Below are 21,172 nucleotides of genomic sequence, written 5' to 3' on the forward strand. Positions count from 1 at the left end.
ACTGTGCCTTGCGCTATTGTTCTGCGGGTTCAGCCCACGCCATGCTCGGACCGATCGCTTCCACGGGCTGGGACAACGGCACGCCGGAGCCGTCCCTGCGGCCATGCTCGTGCGGGAGTGCCCTCGCGACACCGGCCGCGGATGACGCCTTGGCGGGACCGTGTCCGGCCCATGCCATCAGCAGGGTGTCTTCGCCCTTGAGGAAACGGTGTACCCGCACGCCACCGGTGGCACGGCCCTTGGCTGGATACTCTTCGAAGGCCGTCACCTTCGCAGTTCCGGGTGCGGTCCCCGGCAGGGCGCCGTTGGTGCCTGCAATGGTCACCACGACGGCGGCAGGATCGTTGGCGCGCACGGTGCCGAAGTGGATGACTTCGTCGCCGGCGGCAAGCTTGATGCCGGCCATGCCGCCCGCCGTCCGCCCCTGCGGACGGACGTTGGACGCACTGAACCGCAGCAACTGGGCTTGCCTCGTCACGAAGACAAGATCGACGTCGTCCTCCTGGGCCGGTTCCACGGCGAGAACCGAATCCTTGTCCTTGAGGGCGATGATCTCCCAGTCCTCGCGGTTCAGCGGGTACTCGGGCTGGACCCGCTTGACGACGCCCTGGACCGTGCCGATGGCCAGGACCGCATCCAGGGGAACGAAGGCTACCAAGGTCTCACCCTTGACCAAGGTGATGAAGTCCTTCGCCGGCACGCCGCCTGCCAGGTTCGGAAGACATGAAACGGGTGGCAGGACGGGCATGTCCATCACCTGCAGCCGGAGCATCCGACCCTGCGAGGTCACGGCGCCGATTTCTCCCCGGGCGGTGGTCTTCACCACGGACCGGAAAACATCGTGCTTGGTGCGTGGTCCAGCCTCCGCCAGTGGCTCCTGGTTGGAGGTCCGGGCGATCTGGCCGGAAACGCTCAGCAAGGCCCAGCAGGGATCGTCCGGGATCTCCAGCGGGAGGGCGGCGGTCTTTCCCTTGGGCCCCGGGGCCGCGGACGCCAAGGCAGCGGCAACAGTGGGGGAGACAGCTTCCGATTCCAACAGCACCGTGCGCCGGGGTGTGCCGTACTTCTCGGCGATCACGGCCAGCTCGCCGGAGACGAGGTCACGGAGCAGTTGGTCCGATGCCAGGATGGCCTCCAGCGCCTCGATTTCGCGGCGGAGCTCGTCCTGTTCCTTCTCCAGCTCAAGGCGGGAATATTTGGTCAGCTGCCGCAGGCGCAGTTCCAGGATGTAGTTGGCCTGGATCTCGGTGAGGTCGTAAATGGACATCAACCGCTCACGCGCGGCCGAGGCCTCGTCGGAGGAACGGATGATTTGGATGACCTCGTCGATGTCCACGATCGCGATCAACAGACCCTCCACCAGGTGGAGGCGGTCCTTCTTCTTGCCCAAGCGGAAGGAAGTACGGCGGCGCACCACATTCAGCCGGTGCTCTACGTAGACCTGCAGCAACTGCAGGAGTCCCAGGGTTTGGGGCTGTCCGTCCACCAGGGTGACGTTGTTGATGCCGAAGGAATCTTCCATGGGCGAATAGCGGTACAGCTGCTGGAGAACTGCGTTGGGGTTGAAACCGTTCTTCAGTTCGATGACCAGGCGCAAGCCGTGGTTGCGGTCCGTCAGGTCAACGACGTCGCTGATGCCGGTCAACTTCTTGGCATTGACGGCGTCCTTGATCTTCTCGATGACCTTTTCCGGACCCACCATGTAGGGGAGTTCGGTGACCACCAGGCCGGTACGGCGGGCGGACAGCTGTTCCACCTCAACTTTGGCGCGGGTCTTGAACGAACCGCGGCCAGTGGCGTAAGCGTCACGGATGCCATCCAAGCCCACGATGCGGCCACCAGTGGGGAGGTCCGGCCCGGGGACGAACCGCATGATCTCGTCCAGGGTGGCTTCCGGGTTGGCGATCAGGTGCCGGGCGGCAGCTATGACCTCCACGAGGTTGTGGGGGGCCATGTTCGTGGCCATGCCCACGGCGATCCCGGTGGTGCCGTTGACCAGGAGATTCGGGAATGCGGCTGGAAGGACGTCCGGCTGCGTCAGCTGGTTGTCGTAGTTGGGGACGAAGTCCACCACGTCTTCGTCGAGGTGGTCTGTCATGGACAGTGCAGCGGCAGCCAGCCGGGCCTCGGTGTAACGCGGTGCTGCAGGGCCGTCGTCGAGTGAGCCAAAGTTGCCGTGCCCATCGATCAACGGCAGGCGGAGGGAGAAGTCCTGCGCCATGCGCACCATTGCGTCATAGATCGCGGCGTCGCCGTGCGGGTGGAGCTTACCCATGACCTCGCCCACTACACGGGCGCTCTTGACGTGTCCACGGTCAGGCCGCAGGCCCATGTCGGACATCATGTACAGGATGCGCCGTTGGACAGGCTTCAGGCCATCACGTGCGTCCGGAAGGGCGCGCGAATAGATCACCGAATAGGCGTACTCCAGGAAGGAGCCTTCCATCTCGGACGTGACATCGATATCGACGATGTTCTCGGTGAAATCGCCGAGAGGTTCGGCTTTGCGTGCGGAAGATTGGCTGCGGGCCATGGGGTCGGTGAATCCTTGAAAGTTGTACTGCGGATGTTTTAGCTAGGCTAAGCCTATGGTGGATCAGCCCGGCGTCGGCATTTATCCGGAATATTGGGAGGCCGATGTCGTGCTGCGCGACGGCGGGACCGCCCACCTTCGTCCGATACGACCCGAGGACGCCGATGCTTTGCAGGCGTTCCATGCCGGACAATCGCAAGCCTCGATCTACATGAGGTTCTTCTCGTTCAAGCCAAAACTTTCAGGTAAGGAAGTGCGGCGCTTCACGGAAGTGGACCACATCAACCGGGTGGCGTTCGTCATCACCATCGGTGGCGAGATCATGGGCATTGGCCGCTACGACCGGCTGGACGACCCCACCGAGGCCGAGGTTGCCTTCAACATTTCGGACGCCCACCAAGGCCGCGGGATCGGCTCCATCCTCCTGGAGCATCTGGCCGTGGCTGCCCGCGAAAACGGCATCCGGCGCTTCACCGCCGAAGTCCTTCCGGACAACCGGAAGATGCTGATGGTGTTTGCCGATGCCGGCTACGACCTCAAGCGCCAATTCGACGACGGCGTGGTGAGCGTCGAATTCAACATTGATCCCACGGAGAAATCACGGGCCGTCATGGAGTCCCGTGAACACCGCGCCGAGGCCCGCAGCGTACGCGACTTGTTGTCGCCGTCGTCGGTGGCTGTGATCGGTGCCAGCCGTAAATGGGGCACGGTGGGCTACCAATTGCTGGAGCACATCATCGAAGGCGGTTTCAAGGGCCCGGTCTATGCCGTCAATCCCGAAGCATTCGAACTCGCGGGCATGATTTCCTTCGGGAAATTGTCGGAGATCCCGGGACCCGTGCAGTTGGCCATCATCGCTGTTCCCTACGACGAAGTGCCCAAGGTAGTGGACGACTGCGCCGCGGCAGGCGTGAAGGGCATCGTGGTGGCTACCGCGGGATTCGCGGACGACGGCGAACGTGGATTGGCGCGCCAACATGAGCTGGTGCGACGTGCCAGGGCCAACGGAATGCGCGTTATTGGCCCGGAGTCCCTGGGGATCCTGAACACCCACCCTGATGTGTCCTTGAACGCTTCCATGGCCCCCACCATGCCGCCCAGGGGAAGCCTGGGCCTGTTCAGCCAGTCGGCGGCCGTGGGTGTGGCCGTTTACGCGGCCGCCAGCCGCCGCCGTCTCGGCTTGTCGTCGTTCCTTTCCGCGGGAAACCGCGCCGACGTTTCCGGAAACGACGCCATGCAGTATTGGGAGGACGACTCCGATACGTCCGCGGTGGGCCTCTACTTGGAGTCCATTGGCAATCCCCGTAAGTTCTCCCGCTTGGCGCGCCGATTGTCCCGCAGCAAGCCCGTGATCGTTGCCAAGTCAGATGTGACGGGCCTCAGTTTGCCCCCCGGACACGAAGTACGCACCACCCAGGCGCCGCCCGCGGCAGTCGATGCCATGATGCGACAGGCCGGCGTTATCCGCGTTGACACCATCGAACAACTCATGGACATCGCCCAGATCGTGTCCTCACAATCGCTGCCCAAGGGGCCGGGCCTTGCTGTGTACTCCAATTCGGTCGCCCTGGGCAAAGTCGTGGCTGACAGCGCCGGCCCCCTCGGGCTGGATGTGAACCGCCTCGTGACGGACGTGGACCTCGACGCCGGAATGTCCCTGGCCTTGCCCGCCCTCCGTGCAAGCCTCAAGGAGAGCCTGGCCGACGACTCCATCCACGCTGTGGTCGCGGCGCTGCTTCCTGCCCGCGGGCTCACGGTGGAGTCCTTGGCCGCCGTGTTGGCTGAATGCGCGGCGGAGGCAGGCAAGCCCGTTGTTGCCGCGTTCACCGGAATCCTGGATCCCTCCATGCACGTGGAAGGCATGGTGGGGGCTGCCGGCAAGCCCGTGCTTCCCTGCTACTCCAATGCGGGGGCGGCCGTGGCCGCGTTGGCATCCATCGTTCGCTATGCCCAATGGCGCGACCGCGACCAAGGGCTGTTCGTCGAACCTGTTGGCTGCGACGTCGATGGCACGCGGGAAACACTCACGGCGATGCTTGCCGGCGTCACTGGCGAGAAAATCAGAAAGCTCGACGCCGGTGCTGCCGCGGCCCTGCTTGCAGGCTACGGCATCCACGTGGTGCCCACGCTCGGGTTCGGGACACCGGACGAAGCCGTACAGGCGGCGGATTCCGTGGGGTGGCCGGTGGTCCTGAAGACCACCGATCCTGCACTGCGGCACCGGCTCGACCTGGGCGGCGTGCGCCTGGACATCCAGGACGCCGGGTCCTTGCGGCAGAATATCGCCCAGATGCGGCGGGCACTGGAACCCTACGGATCACCGTCCCTTGAAGTGCAGGCAATGGCTCCTGTGGGACAAGCCTGCACCTTCCGGGCCATGGAGGACCCCCTGCTGGGTCCGGTCCTGTCGTTCGGGCTGGCCGGCGATGCCGTAAACCTGCTGGACGACTGGGCCCATCGGGTGCCACCCCTGTCCGCTGCAGACCTGCACGATGTCATCCGTTCACCGCGGGCTTCCCGGAAACTCTTCGGCTACCAAGGATTGCCGGCTGTGGACGTAGCGGCCCTCGAGGACATTGCGGCCCGCCTTGCCCGGCTCAAAGATGACCACCCTGGCATCGCGTTGGTCGAATTCAACCCAGTCCTGGCGGGTCCCTCAGGCGCCACGATCCTGGGAGCGGATGTCTGGATCGGCAACGCAGCGCAGCGTACGGACAGTGCCCGCCGCGCGATGCGAAGTTAGCCACAGGGGCGGAGCGCGCGGTTAGGAAGTCACCAAGCGATCTGTGAAAATGGGGGAATGAGCACCCAGTCTCCGACGCCTCAATCCCGCCCGTCCAATACCGGGCACCACACCGCGCATAACCACAGCTCGCAGGGGCAAAGCCTGGACCAGGCGCTGCAGCAGGCGGGTTTCTACCCGCGATTGGTGGCCGATGTGGTGGATGACGCACTGGATGGCCGGGAGTGCCTGTCCCACCTGGTGCACCTGGAGACGCACTTTGACCGTGCCGAGGTCCGCAGGCACATCACGGTGCTGGTGCTGACCGAAGACATGCTGGTGATCACCCACGTTGACGACCAACAGTTGGACGAAGCGGGCGAGCAGATCGTCGCCCAGATCTCCACTGAGTCGGTTCCGGTAGCGCAGATCCGCTCGGTGGTCCTCAGCTACATGTACTCCCAACCCCAGGACTACAAGCCCTCTGATCCCGTTCGGGAGCTGACTGTATCCATTGCGTGGTCCGGCGGACAGCGCCTGGACATGGGGCCGGCGAGTTGCGGGGACCCGCAGTGCGAGGCCGATCACGGCTATAGCGGAACCATCGCCCAGGAAGACATTGTGCTGCGCATCAGTGCCGAGGCGGACGGGTTGCAAGCGGTCCAGGACGCGAAGCTCTTTGCCCGTGCACTGCGGGCTGTCAACACCGGCAACCCTGCCCCGGTCCAGCACCCCAGCATCCCCGCTCCCAGACCGCGTTCGGGCGTCTTCAGCAACCGCCTGAGCCGCGGACACCAGCGTTGAGGGAGAGCGCACAGGACCACAGTGGCTTGCCGTCCGGGACGCACCCCACAGCCGATGTACCTTCGGCACCGCTTTTCGGCAGCAAATCGATCGCTGAGGTTTTCACGAGTTCCGCCGCAGCCCTCGGCGTACCCGGCTACACCAACCATCTTCAGCTGCCGCCCGCGCAGCGTGTCTGTGTCGTCCTCGCCGATGGCTTGGGCCGGAACCTGCTGAAGCAGAAGGTCTCCCACACCCCCTTCCTCCGTTCAGTACTTGCCGACGGACAGCGAAACGTCCCGAAATGGATCGACTCCGCCTTCCCCAGTACTACAGCAGCGTCCCTCGCGAGCCTTGGCACCGGTTTGCCTGCCGGACAGCATGGAATGGTGGGTTACGACGTCCTTGACCCGGCGCAGGACAAGGTAGTGAACCTTCTGGGCAACTGGGATCCGCAGGTGGACCCAGCACAGTGGCAACCCCACGCAACCGTCTTTGAACACCTGGCTGCGGAGCTGGATGTCGTGACCGTCAGCCTGCCGCAGTTCGGCAATTCCCCGATGACACAGGCAGCCCTCAGGGGGAGCCGGTTCGTTGGCGGAACCACCCTGCATGCGCGTACAGCCGCAGCCGCGGAGGCGATGTCCGGTGGTGGTCGCTCGTTGATGTACTTCTACGTCAACGAACTCGATAAAGCAGGCCACCGCTACGGCTGCCAGTCGGACCGTTGGGAGCACCAGCTTGAGGAGCTCGACTCCACCGTCAAGAGGCTCTCCGCAACACTGCCGGCCGGGACCACCATTCTGCTGACTGGTGACCACGGCATGTTGGATGTTCCCGAATCCCAGCGGATTGACTACTCCACTGATGAATCGTTGGTGGCCGGCGTTCGGCACACGGCAGGGGAGCCGCGGATGGTGCACCTCTACCTTGAGCCGGACACCACCGAGGTGCACCGCGATGCCCTCATTGCTGCCTGGCGTCGCCGTTTTGGTGAACGGATCTGGGCATTCACCCGGGACCAGGCCGTGGACGCAGGGTTGTTCGGTGAGGTCCGTCCCGAGGTGGCTCCCCGCATCGGCGACGTCATGATCGCCGCTCGCGACACCCTTGCCCTTTATGACACCCGCCGTGCCCGCCCTGCCTCACTGGAGGTGGTGGGCCAGCATGGCTCGCTGACCAAAGCCGAGCGGGAAGTACCGCTGTTGTGCTTCGCCGCCGCTGGCAGGAAGGGCAAACGTGGCTGAGCTGGTCTTTTTCTCAGGGACCATGGACTGTGGCAAATCCACCCTTGCCCTCCAGATGGACCACAACCACCGCGCCCGTGGCCGTGGGGGCGTCCGCTTCAGTTGTAATGACCGTGCCGGGGACTCAACAATCTCCAGCAGGCTCGGCCTCCGAACGGACGCCGTGGAGGTGGAAGCCGGCACCGATTTCTGGGACGAAGTTGTGGTCCGGCGGACCAGCGGACTCCGCGTGGACTACCTCATATGTGATGAAGCCCAGTTCTATACGCCGTCGCAAGTGGAGCAGCTGGCCCGCGTCGTGGACGAGATGGACGTGGACGTCTTCGCTTTCGGCATCACGTCCGACTTCCGCACCCGGCTGTTTCCCGGCTCCCAGCGGCTCATTGAGCTCGCCGATAAGGTGCAGGTGCTGCAGGTGGAAGCTTTGTGCTGGTGCGGCCGCCGCGCAACCCAGAACGCCCGTACATTGAACGGCATCATGGTGGTGGAAGGCGAACAGGTGATGGTGGGTGACGTAGCCGCCAGCACCAGTGGCGATGACACGGCTGATGCAAGCACTGCGGGCGTGGTGGGCTACGAGACCCTGTGCCGGCGCCACTACATGCGGCGGGTCACGGCCCACGGAGCCAACCTGATGGCAGGCGCAGACCAGCCGCTGCCCTTCGACATCGATGCCTGCCTGTGGCCAGGTGCAGGGGAACTTCAGCGCAGGTAGGCTGCGGACCTAGTCCCCGCGTGCACCAAAGACAATCTCGTCCCAGCTGGGGATGCTGGACCTCTTGGGCCGCGACGGCTGGCGTTCAGCTGGGGCATCAACGTCCCGGTGCGCCTCGGCGTCCTTGGAACCGTCAGCCGGGGTGTCTTCCTTGTGGCTTTCCGGCGCAGCTTCTTCCCGGGGTGATCCGGTGTCTGCCCGCGGAGTGCTGCTTCCACCCAGAAGTTCGTCGAGGCCTGCGGGCTTACGGCCCGTCAAGGACGTGACAGGCCGAAGCGGGCTGGCTACCACCGTGATCTCGCGTGTCTCCGTGCTGACGCCGTTGTGAAGCTTCAGTGCGTCATCGTCTTCATCGTTGGACTCGAAATGCCGGGGTGCCAGGCTCAGCCGTGACAGCATCGAGGGCCGCCCGTCCTTGCGTGCCGGTTCGTCGGCGGCAGGAGAGGCAGGCTCGGCAGCGGGGAGGGCGGGTTCTTCAGGGTCTTCGTCCGGTTCCTCACCGGGCCGCGGGTGGGCTGCGGGAACGTTGCTCAGCAGCACAGCCAAGGCATCGTCGCCGTCCTCGTCCACTCCCAGGCGCTGGCCACGACGTGACCGGAGCATCTCCAGAAGGCTGTCCGATTCCTTCGCGGAGGCACGGGCGGCCGTTTCGGCGTCGGTCTCAAAATCGAAGGGCCGGTCCGAGACGGCAGCAAGCCTTCGGGCCGGGACCGGCCCGTCCATCGGTTCGAGTTCACTGAGCTGCTGGGCCCAGCGGTTGGCGTTCTGCAATGACTTGCGCTGGGGGCTGAAGGTCCACATCGCGGGAGGTTCCTCGCCGATGCTGCCGTGGGTGCCCGGCACCGTTTCGAAGCGTGCGACGACGGTCCAGGAACCGTCCGGACGGCGCCACGAGTCCCACTCGACGGTGGAGGAATCGATGCCGTGGGCCGCGAGCCTGTGGTCGACCATCTCACCCAGCGTTGCCGGGTTGTCGCCGAAAGCGGAGCGGTAGATGTCGTGGCCGGGAGCTGGAGAGGCAACCTCGATGTTCCGGGCCTGCCTGGCCACGTACTCCCGCTCGGCGAGGACGGGGCCCTCGTAGCGCTGCACATTGGCCAAAGGGAGGCCGGAAAGCTCCGCCACTTCTGCTGCGGTGGCGCCGCTGCGGATCCGGGACTGGATGTCCCTGGGCGACATGGCGATGGGTGTGTTGGAGGCGCGGGCCGCCACCTGGGCAGGGGTCCGGCTCGCCGCGGCCCTCAAGGCCTCGTCGATCGGAAGCTGGAACATCGCACCGCCGGGCCCGCTCAAGAGCAGATGCCCGCCGTCGTCGTGGACGCCTACCAGTCGTAGATCCTGCATAACACCCTCCACCACATGGCATAACTGACATTCGAAACTCTGCCACCCGGCGCCGCCTTTTCCTACTATGAGCAAGGGCGTGCCGTGATATTCCGGCGAAACCGGCCTGATCCGGTGTCCTTTCGCGCCAAGTCGGCGTCTATGGACTTTCACGGACCGGGGGAGGACAATCTGGCCGATATCGGGCACAAATCCCGGGCGCACGGCGTTGCACCCTTACACCGGCGGCGGATGATCCCGTCAGGCCGGGCCACCCGCAGCACGTATGGAGGATGAAGAAGGATCATGGCCACCGATTACGATGCCCCTCGAAAGACCGAGGAAGACGTCAGTGAGGATTCCCTGGAGGAACTCAAGACGCGCCAGTCGGGGAAGCAATCCTCCGCGGTGGACGTCGATGAGACCGACCTTGCCGACGGCTTTGAGTTGCCCGGAGCGGATCTTTCCGGAGAAGAGCTCCTGATTCAGGTCATGCCACCGCAGGCTGACGAATTCACCTGTTTCAACTGTTTCCTGGTCAAGCACAGGTCCCAGATCGCCGCGCAGAGGGACGGCCACCTTTATTGCACGGAATGCGAGAGCTAGGCGCATCAGTGGTCAGGCGGGGAATTCCCGCCCAAGGCACCTAACTGCGGGGAGCGGTCAAGGCTGAAACAAGCTCGTCCGGCCTCCGGGACGATGCCAGCCAGTAGGGAGTCCGGTCTGCCGGGTCAGTGATCTCAATCTTGACCACGGGGTCGATCCAGCCACGGAAGCACATGTATGCCAGTCCGTTGAGGCGGGGGCCACGTTCAGCCGTGGCCTCCGCTTTCTTGAAAGCCTGTACGGAACCCACGAATTTGCGGTCGATACTCGCACGGCCCACCCGAACAGTGTCCGGTGTGACGGTGATCGTGGGAGTGGACAGCACCAACATGATGGTCATGATGGCCAGCAGGACCAAGGCGGCGATGATGCCGGTGGCCGCGCTGATGGGACCAAACATCAGGACGCCTGCACCGGACAGGCCAACAACCACAATCCATATCCACACTGACGGCCAAAGCTTCTCGGTGTACAGGACCTCGGAAGGCGAGGGGGTGTTCCGGGCAGGCACAGGGGAGGACTGGTCAGGCGTAGGCATGCCTCCAGCTTATCGGGCGTTGGACTGCCGGTTGGCCCATGTGGACCATGGAGGTGGCTGTCCCCGGGCCGGCACGCAGCGGCTCCCCGTAGAATGGACCACTGTGAGCAACGAGACCGCAGTATTCAGTACAGACGCCACCCCTGCAGCCGCGGACGATGGTGACACTCCCGCCTACGGCGCCCCCACCTTGGTGGTGCAGCTGAAAATGCTCGACGCCGGGTTGGAAGCGCCGTCCTACGCGCACCCGGGCGATGCCGGCGCTGACCTCCGCGCCCGTGAGGATGTGCACCTCGCCCCAGGCGAGCGGAGACTCGTTCCCACTGGCGTCTCCATTGCACTCCCGAACGGATTCGTGGCGCTGATCCACCCGCGCTCCGGCCTGGCCACCAAGCACGGACTCACTGTGGTGAACGCACCGGGCACCGTGGACGCGGGATACCGTGGTGAAATCGCCGTTACGCTGCTGAACACCGACCAAAACCATGCCATTGACCTCAAGCGCGGCGATAGAATTGCACAAATGGTGATTCAGCGCGTTGAATACGCGCGGTTCGTGACCGTTGACCAACTGTCCGATTCTGTCCGGGGAACCGGCGGCTTCGGGTCTACCGGCGGCTTCAACGCCCCGTAGGCCTCATCAAACCACTGAACCTGGCGTGGCATCGGAGACCTGCGTCTGACGTATTGACGTGGTTTTACGTGGTTCAACGTGGTTGCGGTTTACTTGGGGATAGACCACTACTAAGGAGAAAACCCAATGCTTTTTGGGCGCGGCAAGAAGTCCAAGGACGAGCAGTCGGAAACCGCCGGCACCGTGGAGGAGTCCGGTGCTGAGGCGCCAGGTTCTGCACAGGACCATGCCGGTGCACCCGGCGATTTCCGTCTTGGCAAAGGCCCTTTGGATATAGATGAAATCGAGGACCGTGACGGCTATGTTGACCTCGGTGCTCTCCTGATCGCTCCGGCCGAAGGTCTCCAGCTGAGGCTCGAGGTGGAAGAAGCCACGCAGCGCGTAGTAGCCGTGACCATGGACCTGAACGGTTCCAGCCTCCAACTGCAGGCATTCGCAGCTCCCCGTTCCGAAGGCTTGTGGGACGAGATCCGGGAGCAGATCAACCAGTCCGTGGCGAGCCAGGGCGGGGAAACCGAAGAGGTTTCCGGAGCCTTCGGTACGGAGCTGGTCGCGAAGCTGCCAGCTGAGGCGGCTGACGGCAGTCGCGGCTTCCGGGCAGCCCGGTTCATGGGCGTCGACGGTCCCCGGTGGTTCCTCCGTGGCGTCCTCGGTGGGCAGGCCGCGTTGGAGCGTGAAGCCGCAGCAGGACTGGAAGAACTCTTCCGCCGGGTGGTGGTGGTCCGCGGCGACAACCCGATGCCTCCCCGTGAACTGCTGCAGCTGCGCTTGCCCAAGGATGCCGCGGTGCCCGGACAGGCCGGCGTCCCGCAGGAAGCCTCCGCTATGCAGCAGCCGGAGCGAGGGCCGGAGATCACCCAGATTGGCTGACTCTTCGGGTCACAGCGGAGTGGCCGGCCAACGGCCCCCAGGGCACGGAATTCGTGATCTTCCTGCCCGGGGCAGGGCGGTATGCACCGGATTCATCGAATCGGTCACTCACCAGCCGCCCAGCGAACAGCCGTTCTTCTCTGCTGTGGTGGTCGATACCCTGCTTCCCGGGACGCAGTCGACCGCCAGTGCCGGCGGCCTCAGGAAGCCCTACGATCGACTCCGCGTGATTTGGCTCGGCCGGACGCGCGTTCCTGGCATCGAAGCCGGGGTGCAACTTCGCCTCAACGGCATGGTGACCCAACTCGACGGCCTCCCGGCCATGTTCAATCCACGCTACGAAATACTTTCCCGTCAGGAGCATCTATGACCGTGGCCAACGGACCGGAACCGAAGGACACTGGGCGCGCTGCGCCCCACGACACCGAAGCGACGGTGGATGCGCCAAAACCTGGTGTGGAAGGTCCCAGCATGTCGGATCTCGCAGCCGGATACGCCGAAAAGGCAGGCCTCCACCGGAACAGCGCGGGGCACGTGGACATGCTGAAGTCAGCGGGCGGATGGCAAGGCATCGCCGAGAGTATCCTTCCGGGCCTGGTATTCCTGGTGGCGTTCACCGTCACGCGTGACCTGACGCCCGCCCTGGTCGCGGCTCTGGCTGCTGCAGCCATCTTCACAGTTGTCCGCCTGATTCAACGGCGGCCGTTAACCCAGGCCCTGGCCGGTGTGGTGGGAGTCGGGATCTCTGCCTGGCTGGCAAACACCACGGGGAAGGCCGAGGACTTCTACGTACTGGGCTTCTTCACCAACCTCGCCTACATTGCCGCCATGGTGTTGTCCATCGCACTCAAGTGGCCCATAGCCGGCCTGCTCTTCGGCTTCGTCCGCAACGAGGGACTTGAGTGGCGGAAGGATCCGGAAAGACTCCGGGCTTACAAACTGGGCACGTGGATCGTGGTGGCGGTGCTGGCATTGCGCCTGGTGGTGCAGGTGCCGTTGTACTTCATGGGTGAGCCAGGCCTGACAGCGTTGGCGACCACCAGGCTCCTGATGGGCGCCCCGCTGTACATCCTGGGCCTCTGGGTGGCCTGGTTGGTGACCAAGCCCGCATCTCAGCCGTCGAAGCCGTCGTCTTCAGCGGAATGATCGGCGGCATCCGGCGCCCCCTCACGAGGTTCCTGGCCGTCGTCGGAAGCCGGTGACAGCAGGGCCCTCAGTCCGTCCTCGGCCGCGATGGTGGTGACGAAGAAGAGTTCGTCACCGCCGTCCAGGACGTCGTCGCGGGTGGGGGTGATGGGGGCCTGGTCCCGCAAGATGGCAACCAAGGTGGCGTCCTCCGGCCAGTCGATCCCGCCCACCGTGCTTCCAATGACATGTGAATCATGTGGGACGGTGAACTCCACGATCGATGCCACGCCGGTCTGCAGGGTCAGCAGACGGACGATGTCACCGATCTCAACGGCTTCTTCCACCAGTGCCGTCATCAGTTGCGGGGTGTTGACCGCGACGTCGACGCCCCAGGAATCATTGAACATCCAGTCGTTCTTGGGGTTGTTGACGCGCCCGACAGTGCGCCCCACGCCAAATTCCGTCTTGGCAAGCAAGGACACCACCAGATTGACCTTGTCGTCTCCAGTGGCGGAAACCACGACGTCGGCGTCCTCCAGTTTTGCGTCCTGCAGGGTACTGAGTTCGCAGGCGTCACCCACCAGCCAGCGGGCACCTCGAAGACCGCTGCGGCCGATGACCTCAGGCTTCAGATCAATGAGCAGGATTTGGTGTTTGTGGGCCAGGAGCTCACGCGCAATGGATGAGCCGACGCTGCCTGCGCCAACGATAACAACTTTCACTAAGACTCCTTGGCGGGTGCTTTGGCGAGGATCCGGCTGATCTCGGACGTTCGATCCAGGCTCAACATCGCATGAACCGTGTCGCCCTCCTGGTAGGCCGTTCCGGACTGGGGCAGCAAGCCCTCACCGAAGCGGGTGAGGAAGGCGATGCGGATTCCGGAGGCGGCCTCGATGGAATCAAGGCTGTGTCCGATCCAGTCCTCGTGCAGGTCCACTTCGGCCAGCACCAGGCGGCCGGAGGGCTCGCGGTAGTCACCGGCCAGGTGCTGTTCGGGAAGAATGCGGCGGAGGACCTGGTCAGCGCTCCAGCGTACTGCTGCCACTGTGGGGATACCGAGCCGCTGATAGATTTCGGCGCGGCCGGGATCGTAGATCCGCGCCACCACATGGGATACATGGAACGTCTCGCGGGCCACGCGGGTGGCCAGGATGTTCGAGTTGTCGCCGCTGGAGACAGCGGCGAAGGCGTATGCCTCTTCCACGCCGGCCTGCTTGAGAGTGTCCCGATCGAAGCCGACTCCGGTGACTTTGCGTCCCGTGAACGTGTTGCGCAACCGGCGGAAGGCCCGTTCGTCCTGGTCGATGATGGCGACCGAGTGGCCCGCATCCTCCAAAGTGTGTGCCAAGGTTGCGCCAACACGGCCGCAACCCATGATCACGAAGTGAGCCACCGTGTCTCCTTATGTGTGTAGTCCGTCCCGCTCGGTATGACTTTACCGTTGCAGTGCGGCCAAGCCCGCGACAACCGTCATGACATCGCTGGGGATTCAGAGTAGCTTTGCGGAGTGCTGACAATTTTGAATGCCGCGAAGCGGGTGTTGGTGGGCCGTCCAGTCCGGAATGACCGCCTGTCCCACACCTTGTTGCCCAAACGCATCGCTTTGCCGATCTTCGCCTCGGACGCCCTGTCTTCTGTGGCCTATGCTCCTGACGAAATCCTGCTGACACTGGCTCTCGCCGGTGTCAGCGCTGTGGCGTTTTCACCGCTTGTAGGCCTGGCTGTCATGGTGGTTTTGCTCACAGTGGTGGCGTCCTACCGGCAGAATGTCCACGCCTATCCGTCCGGCGGTGGCGACTATGAGATTGCAAACGTCAACCTCGGCAAATACGCCGGACTCACGGTGGCTTCTGCCCTGCTGGTGGACTACGTGCTCACGGTTGCTGTGTCCATGTCATCGGCCGCCACGTATCTCACTACAGCCATCCCGTCGTTGCATGGCCAGCAGGCACTGATCGCCACCGTGGGTGTCATCATCCTCGCGCTGGTAAACCTTCGGGGCGTCAAGGAAGCCGGGACGGTCTTCGCCATTCCGACGTATATCTTCATGGCCTCGATCCTCGGCATGACCGCGGTGGGCATCTTCCAGGCCGCCACGGGAACCTTGGGGGAGGCGCCGTCCGCCAATTTCACCATCGTCCCGGAGCCCGGATTTGATGAAGGCCTGGTGGGGCTCGCTGGGGCATTCCTGCTCCTCCGGGCCTTTTCCTCAGGGGCCGCCGCACTGACTGGTGTTGAAGCAATCAGTAACGGCGTGCCCAATTTCAAGAAGCCGAAGAGCAAGAATGCGGCCACTACTTTGCTGCTGCTTGGTGTTATTGCCGCCTCCATGTTGGCGGGAATCCTCTACTTGGCCAACGCCACCAAAGTGCACATCGTCCTGGACCCCGCCCGGGAGTTCCTGGTAGACGGCAAGCCCCTTCCGGAGGGGTATATCCAGACTCCAGCCATCAGTCAGATTGCCGACACAATCTTCGGGTCCGGCTCCATCCTTTTCTACGTCGTGGTTGCTGCCACGGGCGTCATCCTGGTGTTCGCTTCCAATACGGCCTTCAACGGTTTCCCGGTCCTGGGTTCCATCCTCGCCCAGGATGGCTACCTTCCCCGTCAACTCCGTACCCGCGGCGACCGGCTCGCTTTCAGCAACGGCGTCCTGGCACTGGCCGCCGGCGCCCTTGTCCTGATCCTCGCGTTCAACGCAGACGTGACCAAGCTGATCCAGCTCTACATCGTGGGCGTCTTTATTTCGTTCACGGCCAGCCAGCTCGGCATGATCCGGCACTGGGGACGCGAACTGAAACTGGCCAGGGACAAGACTGTCCGCCGCCGGATCATCAAGTCGCGCACCATCAATATGCTGGGTTTCGGGATGACCGCCCTGGTCCTCGTTATCGTCCTTGTCACCAAGTTTGAGCAGGGAGCCTGGATAGCCCTGCTGGCCATGTTCGTGCTCTTCCTCATTATGTGGAGCATCCGGGCCCACTATGACAACGTGGCCAAGGAGCTTGCCGTGGATGAGGACTCCTCTCCGCGTGCACTCCCCACCAGGGTCCATGCGGTTCTGCTGGTGTCACATGTACGCAAGCCGGTCCTGCGGGCACTGGCATATGCGCGGGCATCGCGGCCTTCACGCCTGGATGCAGTGACCGTGGACATCAGTTCCGAAGAGACAGCCCAGACCGTCCACGATTGGGAGAAACTGGAGATTCCCGTTCCCCTGACCGTGTTGGCCAGCCCCTACCGCGAGACCGTAACCCCCATCATGGACTACATCAAGAACATGCGCCGTGACTCACCCCGTGACCTCATCGTGGTCTACATCCCCGAATACGTGGTGGGCAAATGGTGGGAACAGCTGGTCCATAACCAGACAGCACTCAGAATCAAGACGAGGCTCCACTTTGAACCTGGAGTCATGGTTGCCAGCGTTCCGTGGCAGCTGAAATCGTCCGAAGAAGCAAAGGCACTGCAGGATACCTAAATGACCACCCACAGCAATTCCCCCCAAGCCGGACTCCCTGCCAGCGAAAACCAAGGTGGAGCCGGTACTGAACTTGTCGTGGACATTGGGCCCATCGCGCACGGCGGGCACTTCGTCACGCGGCACGAAGGGCGCGTCATCTTCGTCCGTCACGCCATCCCGGGGGAGAAAGCCCGCATCCGGTTGACCGACTCCGGTGACTCGTCGCGCTTCTGGCGCGCCGACGTCGTCGAGGTCCTTGAAGCCTCGCCTGACCGCGTTCCGCACTTTTGGAAGCCGGCGGACTCGTTGGCCGCCTGGGGCCGCGGCGGACCGCCCGTTGGCGGTGCGGAGCTGGGGCACATTTCGCTGCAGCGCCAACGCGCGCTGAAGGGGGAGGTGCTGACCGAACAGCTCAAGCGGCTTGCGGGCCTGGACCTCACCACTGAGGTCGAAGCCGTGGGGGACAACCACGACGGCGGCCTCGGCTGGCGCACGCGCGCCGGCTTCGCCGTCACCACCAAGGGGCGCTTGGGCATGCATGCCCACCGTTCCGACGTCGTGCTTCCCATCAAGGAGATGCCGCTGGCGCTTCCGGGCGTCAACGGGCTGAAGCTGTGGGACCTGGACCTGTCCGGCATCGCACGCGTGGAGGTCGCCGTGCCTGCCAACGGCTCCCGGCCCCTGATTCTGCTGGCCCCGGAAGAGTCCACAAGTCCGAAGAGACTGCACAGTATCCTTTCGCAGTTGCCCCACGACGTCTCGGTAGCGAGCTTTGATCCCAGCAAGGGCGAGGTCTTGCAGCTGCGGGGGAGGACCTGGGTCCAGGAAAGCGCGGCCGGCCATGAATACCGCGTGACAGGTGAGGGCTTCTGGCAAATCCACAAGGATGCTCCGGACACGCTGGTTGGCGCTGTAACGGACTATCTTTCAGGCGGCGGGTACTTGCAACCCGGCGCCGCAGTTGCCGATCTCTACGCTGGCGCCGGGCTGTTTACGGCACCGTTGGCGGACGCCGTCGGAGTGACTGGCTCGGTGCTTTCGGTGGAGGGGGCGCCAGGCACCAGCCGCGACGCCCGCAAAAACCTGCATGGCCAACCGCAGGTGGAAATTGTCCAAGGGCGGGTGGAACGCGTACTTCACCAACGCGCCCGGAGTTTTGATTCCGTGGTGCTGGATCCGCCGCGCGCCGGAGCCGGCAAGGCCGTGGTCAAGCAATTGATGGCCACTGGTCCCCGGGCAATCGCCTATGTGTCCTGCGATCCCGCATCATTTGCGCGTGATCTGGGTTACTTCCATCAGGGCGGCTGGCGGCTGGAGTCGCTGCGTGCTTTCGATCTTTACCCCAACACCCACCACCTTGAAACCGTGGGCCTCATCGTCCCTTCCGCTTAGCCACGGGTGCTGCCCGCCCGCTGTGGGGCGGCGGGCAGCACTGGCTTTGGGCGGCAGCGTGCCACTCTTGGGATGTATGCCACTACGATGGGCGTAGTAGCCCCGCTCCGCAGGAATCAACCCCTCGGACCGGGGTGACCAAGAGAGATGCCGCCCGGCTAAGTAAGGTGCGCCTAACTGGCTAGCGGCCAACCACGCGACAAAGATGAAACTGTTGCGAGAGGAGTCCTGCCATGAGCACTGTGGACAGCTTCGGTTCCAAAGGCGTACTGAATGTAGCCGGCACCGATTATGAAATTTTCCGGTTGAACTCCGTAGAGGGCGCAGACAGCCTTCCGTTCAGCCTTAAGGTATTGCTTGAAAACCTCCTGCGGACTGAGGATGGCGCCAATATTACGGCGGACCATGTCCGCGCCCTGGCCGGTTGGGATCCCAACGCGGAACCCGACACGGAAATCCAGTTCACCCCGGCGCGAGTCATCATGCAGGACTTCACTGGTGTTCCCTGCGTCGTTGACCTCGCCACCATGCGTGAAGCCGTCAAGGAACTCGGTGGCGACCCCAAGCGCGTCAACCCGTTGGCACCTGCGGAAATGGTCATCGACCACTCCGTCCAGATCGACGCCTTCGGTAACTCCGGCGCGCTGGAGCGCAACATGGAGATCGAATACCAGCGCAATGGTGAGCGCTACCAGTTCCTTCGCTGGGGCCAGACCGCGTTCGACGACTTCAAGGTTGTCCCCCCGGGCACCGGCATCGTTCACCAGGTCAACATTGAGTACTTGGCACGCACCGTCATGACCCGTGAGGTAGACGGCGTTCTGCGTGCCTACCCCGACACCTGTGTTGGCACCGACTCGCACACCACCATGGTCAACGGCCTGGGCATCCTGGGTTGGGGCGTTGGCGGAATCGAAGCCGAGGCAGCCATGCTCGGCCAGCCCGTCTCCATGCTGATTCCCCGCGTTGTTGGCTTCAAGCTCAGCGGCAGCATCCCGGCCGGCGCCACCGCCACCGACGTGGTCCTGACCATCACCGAAATGCTGCGCAAGCACGGTGTTGTTGGCAAGTTCGTTGAGTTCTACGGTGAAGGCGTCGCTGCCGTGCCGCTGGCCAACCGCGCCACCATCGGCAACATGAGCCCGGAATTCGGTTCCACGGCTGCCATGTTCCCGATCGACGACGTGACCCTGGACTACCTGCGCCTGACCGGCCGTTCCCAGGAGAACGTGGCGTTGGTCGAGGCATACAGCAAGGAACAGGGCCTCTGGCACGATCCTTCCCGTGAACTGCGGTTCTCCGAGTTCCTTGAGCTGGACCTGTCCACGGTTGTTCCGTCCATTTCCGGCCCGAAGCGTCCGCAGGACCGCATCGAGCTCACGGATGCGAAGGAACAGTTCCGCAAGGACATCCACAACTACGTCTCCATTGAAGACGGCAGCGTGGACGAGGCCTTGGACGAGTCGTTCCCTGCTTCTGATTCGCCGTCCTTCACGCACGCCGACTCGCACACCACGGAGACCGCACGCGCTGCGTCGGCCGCCAACGGTGCGTACGGCCGCCCGTCGTCGCCGGTGCAGGTCAAGACCGCCGACGGCCGCGAATTCGAGTTGGACCACGGCGCAGTGTCGATCGCATCGATCACGTCCTGCACCAACACGTCCAACCCCTCCGTCATGCTGGCTGCCGCCCTCCTGGCACGCAACGCCGTCGACAAGGGCCTCACCTCCAAGCCGTGGGTCAAGACTTCCGTAGCCCCCGGCTCCAAGGTCGTCACGGACTACTACGAAAAGTCCGGCCTGACCCCGTACCTGGAGAAGCTCGGCTTCTACATTGTGGGTTACGGTTGCGCCACCTGCATCGGCAACTCCGGCCCGCTTGAGCCGGAAATTTCCGAGGCAATCCAGGCCAACGACCTCTCCGTGACGGCAGTCCTCTCGGGCAACCGCAACTTCGAAGGCCGTATCAACCCGGACGTGAAGATGAACTACCTGGCGTCACCGCCCCTGGTCATCGCTTACGCCCTGGCAGGCACCATGGACTTCGACTTCGACGCCGACGCCCTGGGCACCGACTCCGAAGGCAACGAGGTCTTCCTCAAGGACATCTGGCCGAACCCCATCGAGGTGCAGGAAGTCATTGACTCCTCCATCGATGAGGCCATGTTCGCCAAGGGCTACGAAGGCGTCTTCGACGGCGACGACCGCTGGAAGGCTCTCGACACGCCCGCCGGTGACACCTTCGCCTGGGCCGAGGATTCCACGTACGTCCGGAAGCCCCCATACTTCGAGGGCATGAAGGCACAGCCGGATCCCGTCAAGGACATCTCCGGAGCCCGCGTGCTCCTGAAGCTTGGCGATTCCGTCACCACGGACCACATCTCTCCGGCCGGTTCCTTCAAATCGGACACTCCTGCAGGCCAGTACCTCCTGGCCAACGGCGTGGAGCGCAAGGACTTCAACTCCTACGGTTCGCGCCGTGGCAACCACGAAGTCATGATCCGCGGTACCTTCGCCAACATCCGCATCAAGAACCAGCTCCTGGACGGAGTCGAAGGTGGCTTCACCCGCGACTTCAGCCAGGAAGGTGCACCGCAGGCGTACGTCTACGACGCCGCCCAGAACTACCACGCCGCGGGAACGCCGCTGGTTGTCCTGGCGGGCAAGGAATACGGTTCCGGTTCGTCCCGTGACTGGGCAGCCAAGGGCACTGCACTTTTGGGTGTCAAGGCCGTCGTCGCCGAAAGCTACGAGCGTATCCACCGCTCCAACCTGATTGGCATGGGCGTCCTCCCGCTGCAGTACCCCGCGGGTGAGTCGGCAGCAACCCTGGGCCTGACCGGTACGGAAACGTTCGCAGTTGAAGGCGTCACCGAGCTGAACAACGGCACCACGCCGAAGACGCTCAAGGTGACGGCTACGGCAGAGGACGGTACCGTCAAGTCCTTCGACGCGGTTCTGCGCATCGATACCCCGGGTGAAGCGGACTACTACCGCAACGGTGGCATCCTGCAGTACGTTCTGCGCCAGATCTCCGCATAGCCAATCAGCCGGTTTCCGGTTGATTCAGATGCCAGACAGCCCCGGCTGGTCGCCTGACCAGCCGGGGCTGTTGGCGTCCCGGGTCCCGCCGCGATGTGGATCATCGCGGTGGGAAACGCGCAGGCCCCGGGCACGCGCTAAAGTTAACGAGCACGTCATTCACCCTAAGGAGGGCCG

At 63.8% G+C, this 21,172-nt stretch carries 17 protein-coding genes; 12 read left to right on the top strand and 5 right to left on the bottom strand.

The genetic code is table 11. The features are described from left to right. Nucleotides 1–13 precede the first annotated feature (13 nt). Nucleotides 14–2,533 carry a DNA gyrase/topoisomerase IV subunit A gene (locus N7568_RS20675; RefSeq protein ID WP_261611640.1) on the bottom strand — a complete coding sequence of 840 codons (2,520 nt, stop codon included), beginning with the start codon at nt 2,531–2,533 and terminating at the stop codon, nt 14–16. A gap of 55 nt (nt 2,534–2,588) precedes the next feature. On the opposite strand from N7568_RS20675, the gene N7568_RS20680 reads away from it, so the two are divergent. The 4 genes from N7568_RS20680 to N7568_RS20695 are packed head-to-tail and all read left to right on the top strand — an operon-like array spanning nt 2,589 to nt 8,000. Beyond that, complete coding sequence (locus N7568_RS20680; RefSeq protein WP_261611641.1) at nt 2,589–5,276, top strand: bifunctional acetate--CoA ligase family protein/GNAT family N-acetyltransferase; 2,688 nt, start codon at nt 2,589–2,591, stop codon at nt 5,274–5,276. Nucleotides 5,277–5,333: 57 nt separating this feature from the next. Continuing rightward, nucleotides 5,334–6,059, top strand: a complete 726-nt coding sequence (locus N7568_RS20685) for a DUF5998 family protein (protein WP_261611642.1) — start codon at nt 5,334–5,336, stop codon at nt 6,057–6,059. Further along, nucleotides 6,056–7,285 (top strand): alkaline phosphatase family protein, encoded by a 1,230-nt coding sequence (locus N7568_RS20690; RefSeq protein ID WP_261611643.1) that lies wholly within the window; start codon nt 6,056–6,058, stop codon nt 7,283–7,285. Before N7568_RS20685 ends, N7568_RS20690 begins: the two co-directional genes overlap by 4 nt. Beyond that, complete coding sequence (locus N7568_RS20695; protein ID WP_261611644.1) at nt 7,278–8,000, top strand: thymidine kinase; 723 nt, start codon at nt 7,278–7,280, stop codon at nt 7,998–8,000. Before N7568_RS20690 ends, N7568_RS20695 begins: the two co-directional genes overlap by 8 nt. A gap of 9 nt (nt 8,001–8,009) precedes the next feature. Here N7568_RS20695 and sepH read toward each other — a convergent pair whose 3' ends face one another. Continuing rightward, nucleotides 8,010–9,344, bottom strand: coding sequence for a septation protein SepH (sepH, locus tag N7568_RS20700; RefSeq protein WP_261611645.1), 1,335 nt, complete (start codon nt 9,342–9,344; stop codon nt 8,010–8,012). A 285-nt stretch (nt 9,345–9,629) separates the two neighbouring features. On the opposite strand from sepH, the gene N7568_RS20705 reads away from it, so the two are divergent. Further along, a complete protein-coding gene (locus tag N7568_RS20705) occupies nt 9,630–9,929 on the top strand; it encodes a DUF4193 domain-containing protein (RefSeq protein ID WP_261611646.1) in 300 nt (99 codons plus the stop codon). 40 nt (nt 9,930–9,969) lie between these two features. Here N7568_RS20705 and N7568_RS20710 read toward each other — a convergent pair whose 3' ends face one another. Then, nucleotides 9,970–10,467, bottom strand: a complete 498-nt coding sequence (locus N7568_RS20710) for a DUF3093 domain-containing protein (protein ID WP_261611647.1) — start codon at nt 10,465–10,467, stop codon at nt 9,970–9,972. Nucleotides 10,468–10,570: 103 nt separating this feature from the next. Between N7568_RS20710 and dut the strand changes: the two genes are divergently transcribed. From dut to N7568_RS20730, 4 genes are all read left to right on the top strand, one after another. Next, the gene (gene dut, locus N7568_RS20715; RefSeq protein ID WP_261611648.1) at nt 10,571–11,101 is read left to right on the top strand and encodes a dUTP diphosphatase; all 531 of its coding nucleotides are present in this window, start codon (nt 10,571–10,573) and stop codon (nt 11,099–11,101) included. A 126-nt stretch (nt 11,102–11,227) separates the two neighbouring features. Next, nucleotides 11,228–11,971: a DUF3710 domain-containing protein gene (locus tag N7568_RS20720; RefSeq protein ID WP_261611649.1), complete on the top strand. Its 744-nt coding sequence runs from the start codon at nt 11,228–11,230 to the stop codon at nt 11,969–11,971. After that, on the top strand, nt 11,964–12,341 hold the full coding sequence (locus N7568_RS20725; protein WP_261611650.1) for a hypothetical protein: 378 nt from the start codon (nt 11,964–11,966) through the stop codon (nt 12,339–12,341). The genes N7568_RS20720 and N7568_RS20725 overlap by 8 nt, the downstream gene beginning before the upstream one ends. After that, the gene (locus tag N7568_RS20730; RefSeq protein WP_261611651.1) at nt 12,338–13,117 is read left to right on the top strand and encodes a DUF3159 domain-containing protein; all 780 of its coding nucleotides are present in this window, start codon (nt 12,338–12,340) and stop codon (nt 13,115–13,117) included. Before N7568_RS20725 ends, N7568_RS20730 begins: the two co-directional genes overlap by 4 nt. Here N7568_RS20730 and N7568_RS20735 read toward each other — a convergent pair. Together N7568_RS20735 and N7568_RS20740 are read right to left on the bottom strand one after the other, a co-directional pair. Further along, the gene (locus N7568_RS20735) at nt 13,084–13,821 is read right to left on the bottom strand and encodes a potassium channel family protein (RefSeq protein WP_261611652.1); all 738 of its coding nucleotides are present in this window, start codon (nt 13,819–13,821) and stop codon (nt 13,084–13,086) included. The genes N7568_RS20730 and N7568_RS20735 overlap by 34 nt on opposite strands. Further along, a complete protein-coding gene (locus N7568_RS20740) occupies nt 13,821–14,492 on the bottom strand; it encodes a potassium channel family protein (RefSeq protein WP_261611653.1) in 672 nt (223 codons plus the stop codon). The genes N7568_RS20735 and N7568_RS20740 overlap by 1 nt, the downstream gene beginning before the upstream one ends. Before the next feature lie 114 nt (nt 14,493–14,606). On the opposite strand from N7568_RS20740, the gene N7568_RS20745 reads away from it, so the two are divergent. The 3 genes from N7568_RS20745 to acnA all read left to right on the top strand — a co-directional run bounded on the left by N7568_RS20745 (nt 14,607) and on the right by acnA (nt 20,995). Further along, a complete protein-coding gene (locus tag N7568_RS20745; RefSeq protein WP_261611654.1) occupies nt 14,607–16,580 on the top strand; it encodes an APC family permease in 1,974 nt (657 codons plus the stop codon). Then, nucleotides 16,581–17,954 carry a class I SAM-dependent RNA methyltransferase gene (locus tag N7568_RS20750; RefSeq protein WP_261611655.1) on the top strand — a complete coding sequence of 458 codons (1,374 nt, stop codon included), beginning with the start codon at nt 16,581–16,583 and terminating at the stop codon, nt 17,952–17,954. Between the two features lie 233 nt (nt 17,955–18,187). Continuing rightward, complete coding sequence (gene acnA, locus N7568_RS20755) at nt 18,188–20,995, top strand: aconitate hydratase AcnA (RefSeq protein WP_261611656.1); 2,808 nt, start codon at nt 18,188–18,190, stop codon at nt 20,993–20,995. Nucleotides 20,996–21,172: the final 177 nt, after the last annotated feature.

Origin of the sequence: Paenarthrobacter aurescens (assembly GCF_025421775.1) — a bacterium.
Taxonomy (GTDB): Bacteria; Actinomycetota; Actinomycetes; order Actinomycetales; family Micrococcaceae; genus Arthrobacter; species Arthrobacter aurescens_B.

Coding starts and splice junctions, on each gene's coding strand:
- N7568_RS20675 (WP_261611640.1), bottom strand. CDS start 2,533: ATGGCCCGCAGCCAATCTTCCGCACGCAAAGCCGAACCTCTCGGCGAT.
- N7568_RS20680 (WP_261611641.1), top strand. CDS start 2,589: ATGGTGGATCAGCCCGGCGTCGGCATTTATCCGGAATATTGGGAGGCC.
- N7568_RS20685 (WP_261611642.1), top strand. CDS start 5,334: ATGAGCACCCAGTCTCCGACGCCTCAATCCCGCCCGTCCAATACCGGG.
- sepH (WP_261611645.1), bottom strand. CDS start 9,344: ATGCAGGATCTACGACTGGTAGGCGTCCACGACGACGGCGGGCATCTG.
- N7568_RS20705 (WP_261611646.1), top strand. CDS start 9,630: ATGGCCACCGATTACGATGCCCCTCGAAAGACCGAGGAAGACGTCAGT.
- N7568_RS20710 (WP_261611647.1), bottom strand. CDS start 10,467: ATGCCTACGCCTGACCAGTCCTCCCCTGTGCCTGCCCGGAACACCCCC.
- N7568_RS20720 (WP_261611649.1), top strand. CDS start 11,228: ATGCTTTTTGGGCGCGGCAAGAAGTCCAAGGACGAGCAGTCGGAAACC.
- N7568_RS20730 (WP_261611651.1), top strand. CDS start 12,338: ATGACCGTGGCCAACGGACCGGAACCGAAGGACACTGGGCGCGCTGCG.
- N7568_RS20750 (WP_261611655.1), top strand. CDS start 16,581: ATGACCACCCACAGCAATTCCCCCCAAGCCGGACTCCCTGCCAGCGAA.
- acnA (WP_261611656.1), top strand. CDS start 18,188: ATGAGCACTGTGGACAGCTTCGGTTCCAAAGGCGTACTGAATGTAGCC.